This window comes from Streptomyces sp. Je 1-332, from assembly GCF_040730185.1.
GTDB lineage: Bacteria > Actinomycetota > Actinomycetes > Streptomycetales > Streptomycetaceae > Streptomyces.
The window spans coordinates 2,782,842-2,801,212 of the sequence record NZ_CP160402.1 but is presented as its reverse complement, the minus strand read 5'-3'; the positions used below and the strand labels follow the sequence as shown (position 1 = coordinate 2,801,212).

Sequence of the window (18,371 nt, the reverse complement as noted above, 5' to 3'; positions counted from 1 at the left end):
CGGCATGAACGAGACCTTGGTGACGGTGGTGGGGAACGTGGCGACGACGCCGGTGTTCCGGGAACTGCCCTCCGGGCCGGTGGCGCGGTTCCGGCTCGCGGTGACGGCGCGGTACTACGACGCGGTGCAGAACGTCTGGGCGGACGGGCACACCAACTTCTTCACGGTGTGGGCGAGGCGAGCGCTCGGTTCGAACGTGCAGGGGTCACTGACGATCGGTGAACCCGTGATCGTGCAGGGCAAGTTGAAGGTGCGCGACGAGGAGCGGGGCGGCCAGCACTGGACGTCGGCGGACATCGACGCGATGACCATCGGTCACGATCTCTCGCGCGGGACGGCGGCGTTCCGGCGCGTGCTCAAGGCGAACGCGGCGCTGACGGACCCAGCGGCGGCGCGCGAGCCGGTACTTGAGCCCGAACCCGAGCCGGAGCCGGTGGGGTGAAGGACCGTCAGGGCAGTCAGGGGGCGGGCGACCGATGTGCGGCTTATCGGCGAATGAGTGCCGTGGATTTGTCGATAAGACCGGTTCTGAAAGGTTGTTGGCGATAACGATTCCGAGTCGGATCGGTTATCGAACGGTAGGACGGGGGGTCGTGGTGTGCCGCGTCCCTAGGATGCCGAAGGTAGCTAACGGGGCAGTTGGTAGCGGATGCCACGCAGGTGGCAGGTGTTTCTGCCCCTTTCGATCTGCTGGCGGGATCACCCCCCTCGAAGTGAACGGGTCCCGTCCGGAGGGGAATTCTGTGTCTTTTGCGCGATCAGTGTTGTCGGCGTTCTCTGCCCTCTCCGGGGGCCGCGCATGCTCTGCGCAGTCCCGGGGGAGACGAGGCGCCGCGCGCCTCGCCGCGGTGACGCTGGCGACCGGGGCGCTCGCGGCGGGCGCGATAGCCGGCGCGGGTTCCGCCGCGGCGGAAGAGACTCCGCAGCACAAGGGGGGAGCCCTCGCGACGCTGGGCGGGCTCCAGACGTACGGCCAGGCCGTCGTCCGTGACGCCGGGGCCAGCCAGCAGGTGCCCGCCGGACTCTTCGAGATGTCCGTGGACGGCGGGGGCACCCTGCAGACGTACTGCGTCGACATCCACAACCCCACGCAGAAGGACGCGGAGTACCAGGAGACCCCCTGGAGCGGCACTTCGCTGAACGGCAACAAGGACGCGGGCAGGATCCGCTGGATCCTGCAGAACTCCTACCCCCAGGTGAACGACCTCGCCGCGCTGGCCCACAAGGCGGGCGCACGTGCGCTCACCGAGCAGGCGGCTGCGGCCGGCACCCAGGTCGCGATCTGGCGGTACTCGGACAGCGCCGAGGTGGAGGCCGTCGACCCGCAGGCCGAGAAGCTCGCGGACTACCTCTACAAGAGCGCCCGCGGCGCGGCGGAGCCCAAGGCGTCGCTGACCCTCGACCCGCCCGCGGTCTCCGGACGCGCCGGGGAGCGGGTGGGTCCCGTCACCGTGCGGACGGACGCGGACGCCGTATCCGTGACCCCGCCCGCGGACGCGCTGGCGAGCGGAGTGAAGGTCGTCGGCAAGGACGGCAAGCCCGTCACGTCGGCGACTGATGGCAGCCAGCTGTTCTTCGACGTCCCCGAGGACGCACCGGACGGCTCGGCGGCGCTCACTCTCCAGGCGTCGACCACGGTTCCCGTCGGCCGGGCCTTCGCCTCCGAGACCCGGAGCCAGACACAGATCCTCGCGGGCTCCAGCGAGTCCATGGTCTCCGCGACGGCCAGCGCGACATGGGCCAAGGACGGTGCGATACCGGCGCTGTCGGCGGAGAAGAAGTGCGCCAAGAACGGCGTGGACATCACGGCGAGCAACAAGGGCGACCGGCCGTTCACATTCCGCCTCATGGGCCTCAAGCACACGATCGAGGCCGGTACGTCGCGAACGGTGACGATCCCGCTGCAGGAGGACCAGGCCTACGACTTCACGATCAAGGGCCCGAACGGCTTCGAGAAGCGGTTCAAGGGCGTGCTCGACTGCCAGACCGAGAGCAAGGCGATCGGCAACAAGGCCGAGCCGGTCTCCGACCCGAGCCCGGCATCGGCAGGCGGCACGAGCACGGGCGGTGGCGACCTCGCGGAAACGGGCGGCTCCAACGCGACCCCGATGATCGCCGGAATAGCGGTGGTCATGGTCGTCCTCGGCGCGACAGCGATGTTCCTCCTCCGCAAGAAGAAGGACCCGACGGAGCCGTCGGAGGACTGAACGACGGAGCGATCGACTCCCGATATGAGGCGGGCCCGGCTGTCAGCATGGAAACGAGCAGTGAGTCCCTGCAGTTCGAGCTGATGCCGTACAGCACCAGCACCAGCACCGGCAGCAAGAAGGCGATGCCCAAGGCCGGGTTCAAGGCGGATGTGGGGCGCTTCGGATCCGTCACCGTGGAGCGCTGCCCGCTGTACAGGCCGCTCGAGAAGGGAAAGGGAATGGACACCGTTCGGTTGAGCGGTCCCGCTTTCCCGGACACGACCTTCCGCGGCAAGCGCAGGTCGGGGCAGCCTTCGCTGTCCAGGGCGGAGCTCACCCTCGCCGGCCGGCCCGCAGAGCTGCGGTTCAACGCCCGGGCCCTGCGGAAGGAGGACCGAGCGCTGCGCATCTCGTATGAGAGCCGGGAGTACGTCTACTCCGCTGAGGGTCTGGGCAGGGCGAAGGTTCTGGAGAGGGCGGGCGTCCGGGTCACGATGGAACCGGGGCAGTACGTACCGGCGACCGGGACCGTCACCGCGGGCACGGCCACCGGCCCGGCCGACGCCGTGGATCTGGCGATCGCCATCGTGCTGGAGGCGGTGGACACCGATGTCCTGACCCTGGGCGGCACCGCGTTGTCGTCGCCGTTCGCCCTGCTGCACCACTTCTCGGACCGAGCCGAGTAGCAGCCTCCGCCAGACCCCGCTCAGCGCGGCGGGTTCGATCATCGGGGGCCGTACGAGGCCAGCGTTGTGGGCGACCGGCATCGACAAGCAGTGACGGATCCATTACCCAAGCGGTCGAAGAACGTCCAGGTCATGGCCCCCCAGCCATACTGGTTTCCCCCGGTAGGTGGCCGTCAGGCAAGATGGGGTGTATCTGCCCACTCACTGATTGCCGGACGGTTTCTCTTGGCTGAGTACATCTACACCATGCGCAAGACGCGCAAGGCGCACGGCGACAAGGTGATTCTTGATGACGTCACCCTGAGCTTCCTGCCTGGCGCCAAGATCGGTGTCGTGGGCCCCAACGGCGCCGGTAAGTCCACGGTGCTGAAGATCATGGCCGGTCTTGAGCAGCCGTCCAACGGTGACGCCTTCCTCTCGCCCGGTTACAGCGTCGGCATCCTCATGCAGGAGCCGAAGCTCGACGAGAGCAAGACCGTGCTGGAGAACGTCCAGGACGGCGCCGCCGAGACCATGGGCAAGCTCAAGCGCTTCAACGAGGTCGCCGAGCTCATGGCGACCGACTACTCCGACGCGCTCATGGAAGAGATGGGCAAGCTCCAGGAGGACCTGGACCACGCCAACGCGTGGGACCTCGACGCCCAGCTCGAGCAGGCCATGGACGCGCTCGGCTGCCCGCCCGGTGACTGGCCCGTCACCACCCTCTCCGGTGGTGAGAAGCGCCGCGTCGCGCTCTGCAAGCTCCTCATCGAGGCGCCCGACCTGCTCCTCCTCGACGAGCCCACCAACCACCTCGACGCCGAGTCGGTGAACTGGCTGGAGCAGCACCTCGCGAAGTACGCGGGTTGCGTCATCGCCGTCACCCACGACCGGTACTTCCTCGACAACGTCGCCGAGTGGATCCTTGAGCTCGACCGTGGTCGCGCCATCGCCTACGAAGGCAACTACTCCACCTACCTGGAGAAGAAGCAGACCCGCCTCAAGGTCGAGGGCCGCAAGGACGAGAAGCGGGCCAAGCGGCTCAAGGACGAGCTCGAGTGGGTGCGGTCCAACGCCAAGGGGCGGCAGGCCAAGTCCAAGGCCCGTCTTGCCCGTTACGAGGAAATGGCCGCCGAGGCCGACAAGATGCGGAAGCTGGACTTCGAGGAGATCCAGATTCCGCCGGGCCCGCGGCTCGGCTCGATCGTCGTCGAGGTCGAGAATCTCTCCAAGGCCTTCGGCGACAAGGTTCTTGTTGATGATCTGAGCTTCTCGCTGCCTCGCAACGGCATCGTCGGCATCATCGGTCCCAACGGCGCCGGCAAGACCACGCTGTTCAAGATGATCCAGGGCCTTGAGGAGCCGGACTCCGGCAGCATCAAGGTCGGTGACACGGTCAAGGTCAGCTACGTCGACCAGGGCCGCGCCAACATCGACCCGAAGAAGACCCTCTGGGCCGTCGTGAGCGACGAGCTCGACTACATCAATGTCGGGCAGGTCGAAATGCCCTCGCGGGCGTACGTCTCCGCCTTCGGGTTCAAGGGTCCGGACCAGCAGAAGCCGGCCGGTGTGCTCTCCGGTGGTGAGCGCAACCGCCTCAACCTGGCGCTGACCCTCAAGGAGGGCGGCAACCTCCTCCTCCTCGACGAACCGACCAACGACCTCGACGTCGAGACTCTCTCCTCGCTCGAGAACGCGCTGCTCGAGTTCCCCGGTGCGGCCGTGGTCATCTCCCACGACCGGTGGTTCCTCGACCGGGTCGCCACACACATCCTCGCCTACGAGGGTGACTCCAAGTGGTACTGGTTCGAGGGCAACTTCGAGTCGTACGAGAAGAACAAGGTCGAGCGCCTCGGTGCGGACGCGACCCGTCCGCACCGTGCCACCTACAAGAAGCTCACCCGAGGCTGAGACTGACATGAGTCGGCATATCTACAGCTGCCCCCTCCGGTGGTCGGACATGGATGCCTTCGGGCACGTCAACAACGCCGTCTTCCTGCGGTACTTGGAAGAAGCGCGGATCGACTTCATGTTCCGGCTCGCGCCGGGGGACGGCAGCCCGTCGTTCTCGGGCGGGTCCGTCGTGGCCCGCCATGAGATCGACTACGTACGGCCGTTGGTCCACCGGCACGCGCCGGTGACCATCGAGTCGTGGGTGACGAAGATAGGCGCTGCCTCGCTCACCATCTCGTACGAGGTCAAGGACCCCGAGCAGGTGTACGTGCGGGCGACGACGATCGTCGTGCCCTTCAACCTGGAGGCGCAGCGCCCGCGGCGGATCACCGCCGAGGAGAAGGCCGTGCTCCTGACCTTCATGGACGACGCCGCCGATGACGGTCCGGAGGCGCTCGTCGCATGACGGCGCAGCTGCACTTCGCCGACGCCGGGGAGGCGGGGGATCTCGCCGCCTTCCTGGCCCGGCTCATCCACTACGACAAGGCGGCGGCGGTACGGCTGCAGGCGGCGGGCGACACGCTCGCCGTGTTCGGCAGGCCGCCGTCGTTCGAAGTCCTCGCCATCCGTACGGCGCGGCTCGCGAAGCCGTACGAGCACGGGCTCGACTCCTCGCTCGACGTCACCGTCTCCGCCGGTGAACTCCTGGAATCCGTGGGGGAGTCGGCGGAGTCCGCCGAGACGGCGGGAACGACTCTCGTGCCGCAGGCCGTCACCGGGCCGCCGTGGGCCGGAGTTCTTCCCCCGCGCGGCGGCTGGCAGCCGGAGCGCGGGCTCCCGCCGGCGGACGCGGTGCGCGGGCTCGTCGCGGCCGCGGTCGCCGAATTCAAGTCCCGGGTCGAGGAGTTGCCGCAGGAGCGGCGGGTCCGGGCGGAACTCGATCAGCTGGGCCGGGAGATCTGGTCACGGACCATCGGGGACACGGGCCTGCCCGTGCGGGCCGCGCATGCCGCGCAGGCCCTGGGTTTCCTGCGGGGGGAGTCACTCACCCTGCTGTCGTCCGGACCGTGGCTGCGGCTGCGCACGAACTACGGCTCGATCGCCGTGCGCCGCGCGGGAGTCGGCGGCCTCTCGGTGACGCCGGCCTGACGGGCCGGGCCACCGCCACCGGAAGAGCCGCAGAGAGCCGCAGAGGGCGAAGAGCCGTCAGCCCTCGGAGTTCACCATGGACGCCGCCGCGTACGTCAGGTAGTTCCACAGGGTCCGCTCGTGCTCCTCGGAGAGCTTCAGCTCGTCGACGGCGGTCCGCATGTGCTTCAACCACGCGTCGTGCGCGGCCCTGTCGACGGTGAACGGGGCGTGCCGCATCCGAAGCCGGGGGTGGCCGCGGTTGTCGCTGTACGTGCGAGGGCCGCCCCAGTACTGCATCAGGAACAGCGCCAGGCGCTCCTCGGCCGGGCCCAGGTCCTCCTCGGGATACATCGGTCGCAGCAGCGGGTCCTCCGCGACCCCCTGGTAGAAGAAGTGCACCAGGCGCCGGAAGGTCTCCTCGCCGCCGACCTGTTCGTAGAAGGTCTGCTCCTGAAGCGTGCCGCGCGGGATCTCTTTCACACCGTCCATGGTCTCAGACGTGCCGACCGAGGACGGAAGACTTAGGACCGATCCGGGTTGGATGCAAGTGAGACCGATCTCCTCCGGAACAAGGTGAGACCGATCTCCTCTGGAACAAGGTGAGACCGATCTCCTCCGGATCGGTACGTTTCACCGCTCGCATCGCGGGCCATACCGCAGCACAGTGGCTATATGGGACCCACAGTCGACCCACTCCTCGCCGCGGAGGCCGCATCCGCCCTGGTGCGCGAGATCGAGGCGAGCGGTGCCTGGACGCGGGACCCCGGCCTTCGTGCGGCGTTCGAGCACGTCCCGCGGCACCTCTTCGTGCCGTACTACTACGTCGCGTCATCGGGAGGCGGCCACGAACGCCTCTGGGGCGAGGACCCCGACCCCGCACGCCGGGCGCGCTGGCTGCGCGGTGCCTACGCGGACGCCCCGCTCGCCACCCGCGTACGCGACGGAGACCTGCTCTCGTCCAGCAGCCAGCCCTCCCTGATGGCGAAGATGCTGGAGGAGCTCGACCTGCGCGACGGTGACTGCGACGTCCTGGAGATCGGCGCGGGCACTGGCTACAACGCGGCCCTCCTGTCCCACCGGGTCGGCGAGGAGCACGTCACCACCGTCGATCTCGACCCGGAGATCACCGAGTCCGCCCGGCGGCATCTGACGGCCGCAGGGTACCACCCCGCCGTCGTCACCGGCGACGGCAGCGTGGGCTGCCCCGAGCGCGCTCCCTACGACCGGATCATCGCGACCTGCACCCTGACCTCCGTGCCGCGCCCCTGGCTTACCCAGTGCCGCCCCGGCGCCCGCATCCTGGCCCCGCTGGCCACCGGCCTGATCGCGCTGACGGCGCGGGACGCCCAGCATGCCGAGGGCCGCTTCCTGCACACCCCCGCGTACTTCGTGCCGTTGCGCGGGGGCGGCAGAAGGGCCCCGCACGAGCAGCACCTCGGGGGGCTGCCGCGCAGGGCCCTGCAGGACGAGCGGTTCCGCTTCCTGCTCGAGCTGACCGCGGGCAGCCTCGACCCTTACGAGGCCCTCGCCCTGTGGCAGCGCGAGGACCGGCCGGTGCGCGAGCGGTTCGGGGTCTCCGTCAGCGGGCCGCACGAGTGGGCCTGGCTTGACGACCCCGAAGGGCCGTACGCCTGGCCACTCGCGTGACGAAGCACTGACGGGTCCGGCTCAGCTGTGCCGGATCGTGATCGTCGTCCAGGCGCCCACATGCACCCGGTCGCCGTCCTGGAGCGGCACCGGGACGAACGGCTGGATGGGCTCCTCGCCGTTGTTGACCGTGGTGCCGTTGGTCGAGTTCTGGTCGACGACCGCCCAGCTGCCGTCCGGCTGCTGGACCAGGACCGCGTGCTGGTGCGAGACGCCCGGGTCCTCCGGCGGCACCGACAGGTCGATGTCCGGGGTGTCGCCGGTGGAGTGCCGGCGGCGGCCGATGGTGATCTGGTTGCCGGCCAGCGGGCGCTGCTGCTCGGGCGAGTACGCGGGCAGGTTCAGGCCCGACGCCTCGGGACCGCTACGGTGCATCATCGCCATGAAGTACTCGCGGTCGGGACCGATCGTCGCCGACCAGGAGACCGTGCCGGTGCTCGGCCCCGGTACCGCCTGATAGCCGGGAGGGCCCTGCGGCGCCTGTGTCTGCTGAGGCTGCTGCTGGCCCGGCTGCTGCTGGCCCCACTCGCCCTGCTCGGGAGCCTGCGGTGCGCCGGGACCCGGAGCGGACGTCGAGGGCGGCGGGAGCACCCAGTCGTCGCCACCGCCGCCGAAGGACGGACCGCCGGGACCCGAGGGACCCGGGCCGGGAGGCGGCGGAGTCCCCGTCTCCTGCGGGAACGCGGGCGGAGCCGGCGGACCCTGCTGCTGGAACGCCTGCGGGGGCGGACCCGACGGGTCACCGCTGTAGGGCGGCGGGGGTGCTTCGCCGCCGTACGGCGGAGGCACCTGACCGGACGGGTTGCCGTTGCCGAACGGCGGGATCGGCTCGGCGGGCCTGTTCATCTGCGAGGGCCGCGAGCCCTGGTAGCCGAACGGGTCCTGGCCGGGCTGGGTGCCGTGGGGCTGCTGGCCCGGCTGGGTGCCGTGGGGCTGGCCGGGCGGCTGCTGGAACTGCTGCGCCGGGTTCGGCGGGTGCGGGGCGGCCGGGGTGTACGAGGTCGCCGTGTTCGTCAGGAAGTTCCAGCGGCACTCCTCGCAGAACGGCGCGTTCGCCTCGCGGGGCGTGCGGCACTGCGGGCAGAGCTCGGCCTCGGCGGCCTGGTCCGGCACGGACGACAGGTGCGGGCGTCCCTGGTTCTGCTGGGGATATCCGTACCCGGCGTCCTGGCCGGGGCCGGGCGGCGGCGGATAGCCGTAACCGGGCGCGCCCGGGGGCGGCGGGGGAGGCGGCGGTACGGCACCGGCCATGCGGTGACCGCAGACCTCGCACCAGTCGTCGGAACCCGACTGGTGTCCGTTCGGGCAGGTCGGCATGTCGGCGCTTCCCCCTCTCCTTCTCCGGCCCTGAGGGCCGTACGTGCTGCTGTGGGGCTAGTGATGATTTCGGGCGGTGCTGTTTTGAGCGGTGCTGTTTTGAGCGGTGCTACTTCTTCACGCGAACGGTCTTCGTGGACCGCGTCTCGAGAGTCATCTCGTCGGCCTCGGCGACCCTCGCCTTCAATCGAACAGTACCTGCCACGGCGTCGACCACGTCCACCACCTTCGAAAGCAGCTTCGCGGTGTCCTCGTTGCCCGAGGCGCTGGCGAGCTGAACGGCGCGGCCCAGCTTGGCCGTCGCTCCGTCCATATCTCCCGACTTGCGTGCGTCGAGGCCCTGCTGGATCACCTGGGCCAGTTCCGCCTGGCCCGTGTAGTGCGCCACCTGCGGGTTGATCGACGTCGAAGCGGACATGTCATCCGTCCACACGGCCCGCACGAGCCCCTGGGAGAGCGTCTGGGCGCTGCCGTCCGGCTGCGGCACGATCAGCGAGACGCGGGCCGCGAGCATCTCCTGGCCGAGCTCGGCGTTCGGCACCTCGACGCAGATGTGGTAATCGCGGGACTCGTCGCCCCAGGACCCGGTGGGATAGTCGCCGGCGCGCGGTCCCGCCTCCGTACGACGCTCGGTCAACTCCTCGACCGTGGGCGCCACTTGCTTGACGAACTTGATCTCCGCGCCCAGCGGTGTCCACAGCCGCAGGCTGACGTCGGCGACCTCCTTGCCCATCGCCGCCTCCATCATCTGCGTGAAGTCGGCGGAGAGCCCCGAGGGGTCGGCGACGATGTCCGCGGTGCCGAGCAGCGCCGATGCGATGCCGGTGACCTCCTTGACCTCCCAGTCGGTGCCCACGCCACGCGCGTCGCAGGTGAAGCGGCCCGCGCAGGCGTCGAGTGAGGCCTGCAGATCCTCAGGTGACTCGTGTTCATTGCGGCCGTCCGTGAGCACGATTCCGTGCCGTATGGAGACGTCGGCCGAGGACAGGAGCCGGTCGGCAAGCCGCAGCCACGTGCCGATGGCCGTGCCGCCGCCCGCGCTGAGCTTGCGCAGCGCCTGCTTGGCCTGGTCCCGGGTCCGTGAGTCGGCGACCGCGAGGCGGCCGTCTCCCGGATAGACCTCCTTGGCGACATGGGTGCCGCCGATCACCGCGAAGTGGACTCCGTCACGTACGGCGTCGATGGCGGCGGCCGTGGCGTCACGGGCGCCGCGCATCTTCGTGGGCGGGTAGTCCATCGAGCCGGAACAGTCGACCATGATCGCCACGGCCGCGTCCGGGGTCTGCCCCGCCGAGTAGAGGTGCGGGGCGCTCACCGCGGCCCCCACCGTGCCGCCGCCCGTCGAGGTCACCGTGGCGATCGCGTTGACCTCGCGGCCGCCCTCCGGGAGGTACTCGTTCTGGTAGACGTCGACCGAGAACTGCGGCACGTTCGACTTCGAGAAATTGGCCATGGTTCCCTGCTCCCCCTAGACGTTCCCACCGGCTTCCCCAAGCCGGTGGGTGACAAGTGCGCGTGGCCGGCCCCCGTTGCGGGGGCCTTCACTAGGCGGATCCTGCCCCTTGCGGCACGACACGGAACGGCAGAATCGCCACTGTTACGTTGTCGTGGCCCCCGCCGTCCAGCGCGTGGCCGACCAGGACCTGGGCGCTGTGCAGCGGGCGCTCGGCGGAATCGGCGGGTACGGCGCGTGCCATCTCGTCCACCGCTTCCGCGTAGTTCCACAGCCCGTCCGTGCACACCACCACTACACCCGCACGGTCCGGCTTGAAGGAAGCGGTGTGCGGCTCCAGTTCGTACGCGTCGGCGCCGAGCCAGCCCGTGATGGCGTGCGCGCGCTCGTCGGCGTACGCCTCCGCCTCGTTCATCAGACCCGCGGCCACCATCTGCGCCGCCCACGAGTCGTCCTCGGTGAGGCGGGCCGTCGGACCGCTGCGGTCGTCGGGGACCCAGTAGGCGCGGCTGTCGCCGACCCAGCCGACGACCAGCAGATCGCCGGCGACGATCGAGCCGACGATGGTGCACGCGGGGGCGTTCTGGTGCGGGGAGTGCTCCCTGGCCCGAGTGGGCTCCGCGGCAAGGGCGTTGACGGCGTCGGAGGCCGCGAGGATCGCGTCGTGCATGGCCTGCTGCGGGTGCGTGCCGCGCGGCAGGGCGGCGAGCAGCGATTCGTTGGCCGCGCGTGAGGCGGCGAGCGAGGCCTCGTCGGGGCGGGTCGCGGACGAGACACCGTCGCAGACGATCGCGACGACGGCGGGGGACCCGTCCGGCAGCGCGGTCGACGAGATGGCGAACGCGTCCTCGTTGCGGTGGTGGCGAAGGCCCCGGTCGCTGACCGCCGCGACCGCGTCGAGCTCCTGCTCCATGTGGTCGCGCTCGCGCGGCTGCGCGTGCCCGCAGTTCTCGCAGTAGCCGTCCGGGTCCACACGGCCCGAACGGCACGCCACGCAGAGCTTGGTGCCCGCGGGCGGCGTGGGGTCGGGCAGGGCCGTACGCGGGTCGGCGAGCTCCGGGGCCGGGGCGCCGGGAGCGGGGGCGCCGGGAGCCGGCAGGGGGTACTCGTCCGGCTCGGCGGGGCGCGCGGCGGGGGCGTCGGTGCGCACCTCCCTCGCGCCCTGAGCGCCCTGAGCGGCCTGAGCGCCCCGAGGGCCCTGCGCGGCCCGTGCGTCCCCCGCGTTCGGGGAGCGCTCGCCGCCCGACGACTCCGTGACCGGCAGGTCGGTGGGCAGGTGCGCGGGCACCGGCATGTCGGAGCTGTCCACGTCCGGGGCGATGGGCCACTGCGACGACGCGTCCGGCGGTGGCGCGGCCGACGAGCCGTTCATCGCGACGGTGGGACGGTCGTTGGACCCGGCCGGCTGCGCCGACAGGTCGTACCCGCACGCCCCGCAGAACAGGTCACCCGATTCCAGCGGCTCTTCGCAGCCGGGGCACGTGGAACCTGCCCCGGCAGTCTGCTGGTGCATCTGCGACATCTTCACACCCACGTCCGAGGGCGGAAACGGTTGGCCCGCTCCACCAGTTCGATCCTTTCCTCGCCACCCTGTGCGAGCCGGGCAAGCGTTCGGTACGAGCGCTCCAGGCCGAACCGGAGGCCCCGCTCGTCGAGGTCGCTGCCGAGCAGCACGGTCCGCGAACCGCCTGCCGGTGCAGCGGGTGCTGCCGGCGGGGCGGAGGCGTGACCAGGGTGCCTACCGGAGAGTACCCAGTCCAACGCGGTACCAAGGACCTCGGTGGACAGTCGCTCGCGACGCACCGCGTCCAGGCCGAAGCCCGCGAGGGCCTCCACCTGGCCCGCAGAGGCCGTCAGGTCGTCGAGGAAGTCGCCGAGACGGCCACCGGGCGACGGCGCGGTGCCCGGCGTCATTCGGTGCCGCAGCCTCGCCCGCACGGCGGCCACCCGGGCCGCCGTGTAGTGGATCGAGGCCTCGGGCACCGACTCCAGGGTCCGCACGGCACCGCGCCGGTCGTCCGACGCGAGCTGCACGCGGGCCAGGCCGAACGCCGCGCTGACGAAGCTCGGGTCGGTGGCCCACACCAGGCGGTAGTACTCGGCCGCGTTGTCCAGCTGCTCCAGGACCTCCGCGCAGACGCCGAGGGCCAGCTTGGGGGCGGGCTCGCCGGGGAACGCGTCGTACACGGCGTCGAAGGACAGCGCCGCGTTCTCGTGGTCGCCGGTCGCGAGCGAGGCGACCCCGCGGTACCAGACCACCCGCCAGTCGTCCGGGTGCTGTATCTCAAGCTCCGTCAACGCCTGTGCAGCGCCCTCCAGTTCACCCATGGCGAGGCGGGCGCGCAGTCCGCGCAGCCGCAGCTCCACGGAGTCGCTGGGCGCGGCCCGCAGCGCGGTGATCAGCTCGGCGGGCGCGGAGGCCATGAGCCCGGCAAGGAACCCGGCGTTCGGGTCGTTCGGGTCGACGCGCGGGACCGGCAGCGCGAGGGCCGTCGCGGGGGCGTCGAGCGGCCGGACGATCCGGGCGGGCGGCGCGGCCGGCGGCACCGGAGGCGCGATCGCGGACGAGCCGTTGCCACCCGCGCCCGCCCCCTGGCCGGCCGTCAGTTCGGGGCGCCGTGTGCGCCGCCCCGCGGGCAGCACCCGTACCCCGAACTGGGAGACGTCCCCGGTCAGTTCCGCGAACAGCTCCGTGTCCGTGACCTTCACCTCGGGCCCGAACAGCGTCGAGAGCGCGGGCCGCGGCCGGCCCGTCTGGAGGGCCACGACCTCTCTCAGGACGCCTGTGAGCTGCTCGGCCATCTCCTGCGCGGAGGCGAACCTGCGGGCCGGGTCCGGGTCGGTGGCGCGCACGAGGAGGCGGTAGAACGACTCGTACGTACGGAAGACCTCGATGTTGTCGGGGTCCGGCAGGGAGTCCACGAAGACGTTCGTGTAGCCCTGGAAGTCGAAGGTGAGCACGGCCAGGGTGCGCGCCACCGTGTACAGGTCGGAGGCCACCGACGGGCCCAGCTCGGCGACTTCGGGGCCTTGATAGCCGACCGTGCCGTAGATCGCCGACTCGTCGTCGTCCATGCGGCGGACCGCGCCCATGTCGATCAGCTTGAGCTGGTCCTCGGTCTGGATGGCGTTGTCGACCTTGAAGTCGCAGTACAGGAGATTGCGGCTGTGCAGATGGCCGAGGGCCTCCAGGGCCTCGATGCCGAACGCGCACGCCTGCTCGACGGGCAGCGGGTCGCGCTTGCCCTGCGCCGTGCGGCGTTCGTTGGCGATCTCCTTCAGGGACTTGCCGCCGACGTACTCCATGACGATGTAGCCGTCCATGGAGCCCGTGCGCTGGTCGAGGTGCTCGACGAAGTTGTAGATGCGCACGATGTTGCTGTGCTCGATCTCGGCGAGGAAGCGGCGCTCGGAGATCGCGGCGGCCATCGCGTCCTGGTCACCCGTGTCGAGCAGGCCCTTGAGGACCACCCAGCGGTCGGACACCGCGCGGTCGACGGCGAGATACACCCAGCCGAGCCCGCCGTGCGCCAGACAGCCCACGACCTCGTACTGGCCGTGCACGATGTCTCCGGCGTTCAGCTTCGGCACGAACGAGTACGGGTGGCCGCACTTGGTGCAGAACCCCTCGGTGCGGCCGGGCCGGTCGCCGCGCGCACGGCCGACCGGCGCCCCGCAGTCGGAGCGCGAGCAGAACCGCTTGCGCTCGGGAACCTCGGGGTTCTCCTGCACCGCCTGGCGCGGATCGGGGCGCGGCACCTCGGGCACGAGCACCAGGCCCACGCCGAGCCTGCTGCGGCCGGACGTGCCCGCGGAGGGTCCTGAGCTGCGTACCGAGACCGAACGGGACGTCGAGCTGCCGGACAGCGAGCGCGAGAGGCGGCCCGAGACCGATCTGCGGGACGACTGGGAGCGCGCGGAGCGTGACGAGGACCGCGAGCTGGACCGGGAGCTGCTGCTGCCCGAGCCCTTGCCGCCGCCGGTGATGCCGGTCGGGGGAGAGGACACCAGGCCCGTCGGCGAGACGACCGGGGCCAGACCGCAGGTGTCGCAGTACAGCTCGCCGCCGCCCACGTCCTCGTACGACCCCGTGCATCCGGGTCGCTGGCATTTCTGCTGCTCACTCATGCTTCCCCCCTCCGGTCGGTGGGACCGCCCTGTTGCGGGACCCTCGATGCAAGGACTTCGGCGGCTGCCTGCTGATAACGAAGCACCGCCTGTTCGGCGACGCGCAGATCGCAGGGCGCGCTCCACAGCATCCGGCGCGCCGCGTCGTACCGCTCGATCAGGAACGGGTCCTCCGCGTGGCCGAGACGGGCGACCTTGGCCTTGTACGCGTCGAGCCGGCCGCGCAGCTCCGCGCGGACCGCGAGGGGCTGGGTGACGGCCGTCAACGACTCACGGGCGCGCATGAGTTCGTCCTCGGCCTTCTCCTCCAGGGACTCCAGGAGCGGGGACAGGCGGTGCCACTGGGCGTGCCTGCGGTAGTCGGACGCCATCGCGAGCTGCTCCTGCAGCGCGGTGGAAGGGCCGCTGACGGCGGGCACCTCGGACGCGGCGATCTTGGCGAGGACCTCGCCGCGCGCGGAGCGCGCCTCGGCCAGCGTGCGGTCCGCGCGCGAGAGCACGTCACGGAGTCTGCCAAGGCGCAGCTCGGCGTCCTGCCGGACGGTGAGCACCGCGTCGATCTCCCGGCGTACGTCCTCCAGGGCGCGGGCTTCGCGGTCGTACCGATCGGTGTGCGGGCGGCCGCCGCCGGGGGCCGAACTGCCCCGCGTGGGTTGCCAGAAGGCCAGCGGGTCGGAGATCACCTGCTCGCGCAGGAGCGTCAGCTCGGCCGTGATCCGCTCCAGGTCGTCGCCCGCGGGGTGCTCACCGGGGCGTACTCCCACGGAGTGGGCGAGCTGGCGGGTGCGCTGCAGCTCGGCCGCGAGGAGGTCGATGCGGGCGGGCAGCGCGGACCAGACCGCGTCGGCGGCGACGACCATGTCGAGCGAGTGCGCGTACAGGTCGTTCATCCGCGAGACGAGTTCGATGAGCGTGAAGCGTTCGGTGAGCTTGGCGGGTCCGGTGATCGAGGCCGACGGCGCGGGGGCGGCGCCGCCGGCGACGGTGACACTCTCACCGCGCAGCAGCTCGGTCAGCTCCACCAGGTCGTCCCTGCTGGGCCAGCGTCTGCGGGCCCGCACCTCGTGCGCCGAGCGCAGGGCGGCGGCGTACGCGTCGAAGTACGCCCACAGCAGGGTGATCTGCTGCTCGGTGGACTGCCAGCGCTCCTGTGTGGTGCCGGTGAGACCGGCGCCTTCGAGGAGCCGGCGGCCCGCGTGATCCTGAAGGGCGAGGAGCGAGGTCTCGATCGCCTCGTGCTCTGCGTCGAGGCGCGCCAGCGCACGGTCCACCTCGTCCCGGTCCATCACAGGACCGGGGGGTCCCGCGACGCTCATCGATCACCTCTCCGCTCTGCGTTGCTGTGCACGTCGGGCTCAGTCGCTGTACTTCGGCGCGGGCGGTCCCGCCGATTCACCGAGGGCCGGCTTCAGCCAGTGGTCATAACTCTTCTGCCAGCCGCTCTTGCGGTAGTCCTCAAGGACTTGGTTGACCCGCCGCACCAGGTCGTCCTCGCCCTTCTCCGGCTTCTTCATCGCCACGCCGTAGTACTCCGTGTTGAGCGGTGCGTCGCCCTTGAGCTCGACCGTCGGGTCCTGCGCGGCCTGGCTCGCGGCGAGCGCGCTGTCGGTCACGACGGCGTCCACCTCACCGAGCTGAAGCCTTACCAGACAGTCGAGTTGGTTCGGGACCGTAGTACCGATGTCGGCATCGAGGCCCTCCTTCTTGAGCTCCTCCAGCTTGGTGAGGGCCGTGGAACCCTTCGCGGAGCAGACCTTCTTGCCGTCCAGGGAGTCGTCGAACCCGGTGATGTCCGAGGACTTGGGGGCGAGCACCTGCTGCCCGGTCTTGAAGTAGGCGGTGGAGAAGGAGACTTCCTTCTCGCGGTCGCAGGTGATCGTCATGGTCCGCACCACCATGTCGACCTGGCCGCTCTGTATCGCCTTGACGCGCTGGTTGGTGGGGATGGCCCGGAAGAGCACGGCGTCGCGGTCGCCGAGGATCTCCTCGGCAATCTTGTGCGCGAGGTCGATGTCGAAGCCTTCGAGCGTCGCCGTCTTCTTGTTCGGGTCGCGGTAGCCCCAGCGGAAGCTGTTCTGGTCGACGCCGACGATGAGCTTCTTCACCGGGCGTTCGCGGATGGCATCGATCGTCGGGCCGTCCTTGTCGTCCGGCGAGAGGCTCTCCTCCGGGGTCTCGCACTCCTCGGCGCGCGCGGGTGCGGCAACCGCGGAGCCCTGGGAGGCGCGGCTCTCTCCCTGGCCGGACTTGACCGCGCTGCCTGCCTCCGGGAGCACGAGCACGAGGGAGCCCGTGAGCGCGCAGGCCACCGCCATGGCGGCAGCTCCGCCCCAGCCGCGCATCCTCGCCAGTCCTCGCGTACGCATCGTCCGCTCGCCCCCTCTCACCTGTACTCCGACAGCCTGCGCCCGACGCCGAGCACGGCGCCGACGGCGGCGAGCACGGCGAGCACGGCGGCACCCACCGGGAGCCCGCTCATCGCTCCCTTGCCGTCCTTGGCCGCCAGCTCGAATTCGTTCCGCTCGTGCTTCAGCGCGTCGTCGAGTGCTTCGTCGACGTTGTCGAAGCACTCGCCGGTGGGCTCGTCGTCCTTGTCGCCGACGACCTTGGCGAGCGCGCCGTTGTAGTCACCCGCGTCGTCGCTGTCCCGCGCTGTCTTGTGCCGGTCCTTCCAGACCGACACGTTCTTCGCGGCCTCCTTGACGGGGTTCTTGCCCGCGGCGTTGTCGGCCACGGCCACGGCCTTGCCGAGCAGCCCGCTGTCGGCGCTGCCGAGTTGCTTCATCTGCGACTGGTAGGCGACGTCGAACTTGTCCTTGACCGTCTTCGCCGCGCCCACCTCGACGGTCTCGGCGCCGCGGCTGACCAGCGTGAGGTTCTCGTTGCTGCGGGCCTTGAGGGAGCTGATGCGGGCGTCGTTCAGGACGTTCAGGGACTTCACGCCGTGGTCGTACGAGTCGTTGAGCCCCGACCGCGCGAAGGAGTGCCCGGCGACCAGCCAGAGCAGGACGACCGTGGACGCGGCGGTCGCGGCGACCAGGCCGTGGTTGAACACCCGGTTCGTACGGCGGTAGTTGCGGCGCTGGGCCCAGAACAGGGCGCCGAGCGCGAGCAGACCGAGGGCGATGGCCAGCCACGGATACGGCTTCGCGTCGTCGTAGTCCCTGTTCAGCCGCTGCTTCTCCGCGGTGTAGAGCTGCTCGGCGGCCGGGAGCATCTGCGTCTGCATCTTGTCGTTCGCGTACCGCAGATAGGCGCCGCCCAGGGGCAGGCCCTGGCGGTTGCTCGCGCGGGCGCGCTCGATCAGGCCCGTGTACTCCGGCAGGAGCTTGTTCAGCTTGGTCACCGACGCGGCGGCCGACGATCCCGAGCCCGCGTTCGACGCGGCGTTCGCCAGCTTCTCGGAGGCCCGCTCGATGTCAGCCTTGTACCGGTCGCGTACGGCGGCCGGTTCCTGGCCGCCCGCGAGGAAGCCGCTGGACGCGGCGGTGTTGGCGTCCGCGAGGGAGCGGTAGATGGCCGCCGCGTCGTCGCTCAGCGGCTGGCTGCGGTTCAGGACGCTGTCGGCGGCGGCCGAACGGTCGGACATCTGCCAGGTGGTGACGGCGCCGAACGCCACGACGAGCAGCGCGAGGACGGCTCCGATGATCCGCAGCCTGCCCGGCTCCGTCGTCGCCGCCGCGCGCAGCCGGTCCCGGCCCTCGATCCACGCGGGGCGGCGGGGCGGCGCGCCCGGCACGGCCGGTGCGGATACCGCTGAGCCCGGGCTTGCCTGCGGCGGAACGGCAGGAATCGTCGGCGCGGCCTGTCCCGGCGGCGCGGCGCTGCCGTTCGGCGGGTATGTCACCTCGACCTCGACCTCCCCCTTGGTCATCGGACGTTCACTTCCGCCCGGCGTGCGCGGTGCGGGAAGAAGTGCACGGCGGCAAGTATCGCCGTAGGGACCGA

General features: G+C 70.7%; 15 protein-coding genes. 7 read left to right on the top strand and 8 right to left on the bottom strand.

Annotation, left to right across the window (positions count from 1 at the left end; genetic code table 11):
* The first annotated feature begins 4 nt into the window (after positions 1-4).
* From ABXJ52_RS12890 to ABXJ52_RS12865, 6 genes are all read left to right on the top strand, one after another.
* Positions 5-442: a single-stranded DNA-binding protein gene (locus tag ABXJ52_RS12890; RefSeq protein WP_367041999.1), complete on the top strand. Its 438-nt coding sequence runs from the start codon at positions 5-7 to the stop codon at positions 440-442.
* Positions 443-848: 406 nt separating this feature from the next.
* Positions 849-2,207, top strand: coding sequence for a Cys-Gln thioester bond-forming surface protein (locus ABXJ52_RS12885; RefSeq protein ID WP_367041996.1), 1,359 nt, complete (start codon positions 849-851; stop codon positions 2,205-2,207).
* A gap of 47 nt (positions 2,208-2,254) precedes the next feature.
* On the top strand, positions 2,255-2,875 hold the full coding sequence (locus ABXJ52_RS12880; RefSeq protein ID WP_367041994.1) for a hypothetical protein: 621 nt from the start codon (positions 2,255-2,257) through the stop codon (positions 2,873-2,875).
* Between the two features lie 225 nt (positions 2,876-3,100).
* The gene (gene ettA / locus ABXJ52_RS12875) at positions 3,101-4,765 is read left to right on the top strand and encodes an energy-dependent translational throttle protein EttA (RefSeq protein ID WP_367041992.1); all 1,665 of its coding nucleotides are present in this window, start codon (positions 3,101-3,103) and stop codon (positions 4,763-4,765) included.
* 7 nt (positions 4,766-4,772) lie between these two features.
* A complete protein-coding gene (locus ABXJ52_RS12870; RefSeq protein WP_367041989.1) occupies positions 4,773-5,213 on the top strand; it encodes a thioesterase family protein in 441 nt (146 codons plus the stop codon).
* Positions 5,210-5,896: a hypothetical protein gene (locus ABXJ52_RS12865; protein ID WP_367041987.1), complete on the top strand. Its 687-nt coding sequence runs from the start codon at positions 5,210-5,212 to the stop codon at positions 5,894-5,896. The genes ABXJ52_RS12870 and ABXJ52_RS12865 overlap by 4 nt, the downstream gene beginning before the upstream one ends.
* A 57-nt stretch (positions 5,897-5,953) precedes the next feature.
* Here ABXJ52_RS12865 and ABXJ52_RS12860 read toward each other — a convergent pair whose 3' ends face one another.
* The gene (locus ABXJ52_RS12860) at positions 5,954-6,367 is read right to left on the bottom strand and encodes a globin (protein WP_351164534.1); all 414 of its coding nucleotides are present in this window, start codon (positions 6,365-6,367) and stop codon (positions 5,954-5,956) included.
* A 183-nt stretch (positions 6,368-6,550) separates the two neighbouring features.
* Between ABXJ52_RS12860 and ABXJ52_RS12855 the strand changes: the two genes are divergently transcribed.
* The gene (locus ABXJ52_RS12855; protein WP_367041984.1) at positions 6,551-7,525 is read left to right on the top strand and encodes a methyltransferase domain-containing protein; all 975 of its coding nucleotides are present in this window, start codon (positions 6,551-6,553) and stop codon (positions 7,523-7,525) included.
* A 21-nt stretch (positions 7,526-7,546) separates the two neighbouring features.
* Here the strand turns inward: ABXJ52_RS12855 and ABXJ52_RS12850 are convergent, their stop codons facing one another.
* The 7 genes from ABXJ52_RS12850 to ABXJ52_RS12820 all read right to left on the bottom strand — a co-directional run bounded on the left by ABXJ52_RS12850 (position 7,547) and on the right by ABXJ52_RS12820 (position 18,270).
* Positions 7,547-8,842 (bottom strand): FHA domain-containing protein, encoded by a 1,296-nt coding sequence (locus tag ABXJ52_RS12850; protein ID WP_367041982.1) that lies wholly within the window; start codon positions 8,840-8,842, stop codon positions 7,547-7,549.
* 109 nt (positions 8,843-8,951) lie between these two features.
* Positions 8,952-10,295: a VWA domain-containing protein gene (locus ABXJ52_RS12845; protein WP_367041979.1), complete on the bottom strand. Its 1,344-nt coding sequence runs from the start codon at positions 10,293-10,295 to the stop codon at positions 8,952-8,954.
* A gap of 91 nt (positions 10,296-10,386) precedes the next feature.
* The gene (locus ABXJ52_RS12840) at positions 10,387-11,817 is read right to left on the bottom strand and encodes a protein phosphatase 2C domain-containing protein (RefSeq protein WP_367041977.1); all 1,431 of its coding nucleotides are present in this window, start codon (positions 11,815-11,817) and stop codon (positions 10,387-10,389) included.
* Positions 11,818-11,819: 2 nt separating this feature from the next.
* Positions 11,820-14,423: a tetratricopeptide repeat protein gene (locus ABXJ52_RS12835; protein ID WP_367041974.1), complete on the bottom strand. Its 2,604-nt coding sequence runs from the start codon at positions 14,421-14,423 to the stop codon at positions 11,820-11,822.
* A complete protein-coding gene (locus ABXJ52_RS12830) occupies positions 14,420-15,739 on the bottom strand; it encodes a hypothetical protein (RefSeq protein ID WP_367041971.1) in 1,320 nt (439 codons plus the stop codon). Before ABXJ52_RS12830 ends, ABXJ52_RS12835 begins: the two co-directional genes overlap by 4 nt.
* 39 nt (positions 15,740-15,778) lie before the next feature.
* Positions 15,779-16,789, bottom strand: a complete 1,011-nt coding sequence (locus ABXJ52_RS12825) for a glutamate ABC transporter substrate-binding protein (RefSeq protein WP_367041967.1) — start codon at positions 16,787-16,789, stop codon at positions 15,779-15,781.
* Between the two features lie 17 nt (positions 16,790-16,806).
* Positions 16,807-18,270 (bottom strand): hypothetical protein, encoded by a 1,464-nt coding sequence (locus ABXJ52_RS12820; RefSeq protein ID WP_367049018.1) that lies wholly within the window; start codon positions 18,268-18,270, stop codon positions 16,807-16,809.
* Positions 18,271-18,371 lie beyond the last annotated feature (101 nt).

Bases quoted from the DNA above. Each gene is read 5' to 3' on its own strand.
- ABXJ52_RS12890 (WP_367041999.1), top strand. From the start codon at position 5: ATGAACGAGACCTTGGTGACGGTGGTGGGGAACGTGGCGACGACGCCG.
- ABXJ52_RS12880 (WP_367041994.1), top strand. From the start codon at position 2,255: ATGGAAACGAGCAGTGAGTCCCTGCAGTTCGAGCTGATGCCGTACAGC.
- ABXJ52_RS12870 (WP_367041989.1), top strand. From the start codon at position 4,773: ATGAGTCGGCATATCTACAGCTGCCCCCTCCGGTGGTCGGACATGGAT.
- ABXJ52_RS12865 (WP_367041987.1), top strand. From the start codon at position 5,210: ATGACGGCGCAGCTGCACTTCGCCGACGCCGGGGAGGCGGGGGATCTC.
- ABXJ52_RS12860 (WP_351164534.1), bottom strand. From the start codon at position 6,367: ATGGACGGTGTGAAAGAGATCCCGCGCGGCACGCTTCAGGAGCAGACC.
- ABXJ52_RS12855 (WP_367041984.1), top strand. From the start codon at position 6,551: ATGGGACCCACAGTCGACCCACTCCTCGCCGCGGAGGCCGCATCCGCC.
- ABXJ52_RS12850 (WP_367041982.1), bottom strand. From the start codon at position 8,842: ATGCCGACCTGCCCGAACGGACACCAGTCGGGTTCCGACGACTGGTGC.
- ABXJ52_RS12845 (WP_367041979.1), bottom strand. From the start codon at position 10,295: ATGGCCAATTTCTCGAAGTCGAACGTGCCGCAGTTCTCGGTCGACGTC.
- ABXJ52_RS12840 (WP_367041977.1), bottom strand. From the start codon at position 11,817: ATGTCGCAGATGCACCAGCAGACTGCCGGGGCAGGTTCCACGTGCCCC.
- ABXJ52_RS12835 (WP_367041974.1), bottom strand. From the start codon at position 14,423: ATGAGTGAGCAGCAGAAATGCCAGCGACCCGGATGCACGGGGTCGTAC.
- ABXJ52_RS12830 (WP_367041971.1), bottom strand. From the start codon at position 15,739: ATGAGCGTCGCGGGACCCCCCGGTCCTGTGATGGACCGGGACGAGGTG.
- ABXJ52_RS12825 (WP_367041967.1), bottom strand. From the start codon at position 16,789: ATGCGTACGCGAGGACTGGCGAGGATGCGCGGCTGGGGCGGAGCTGCC.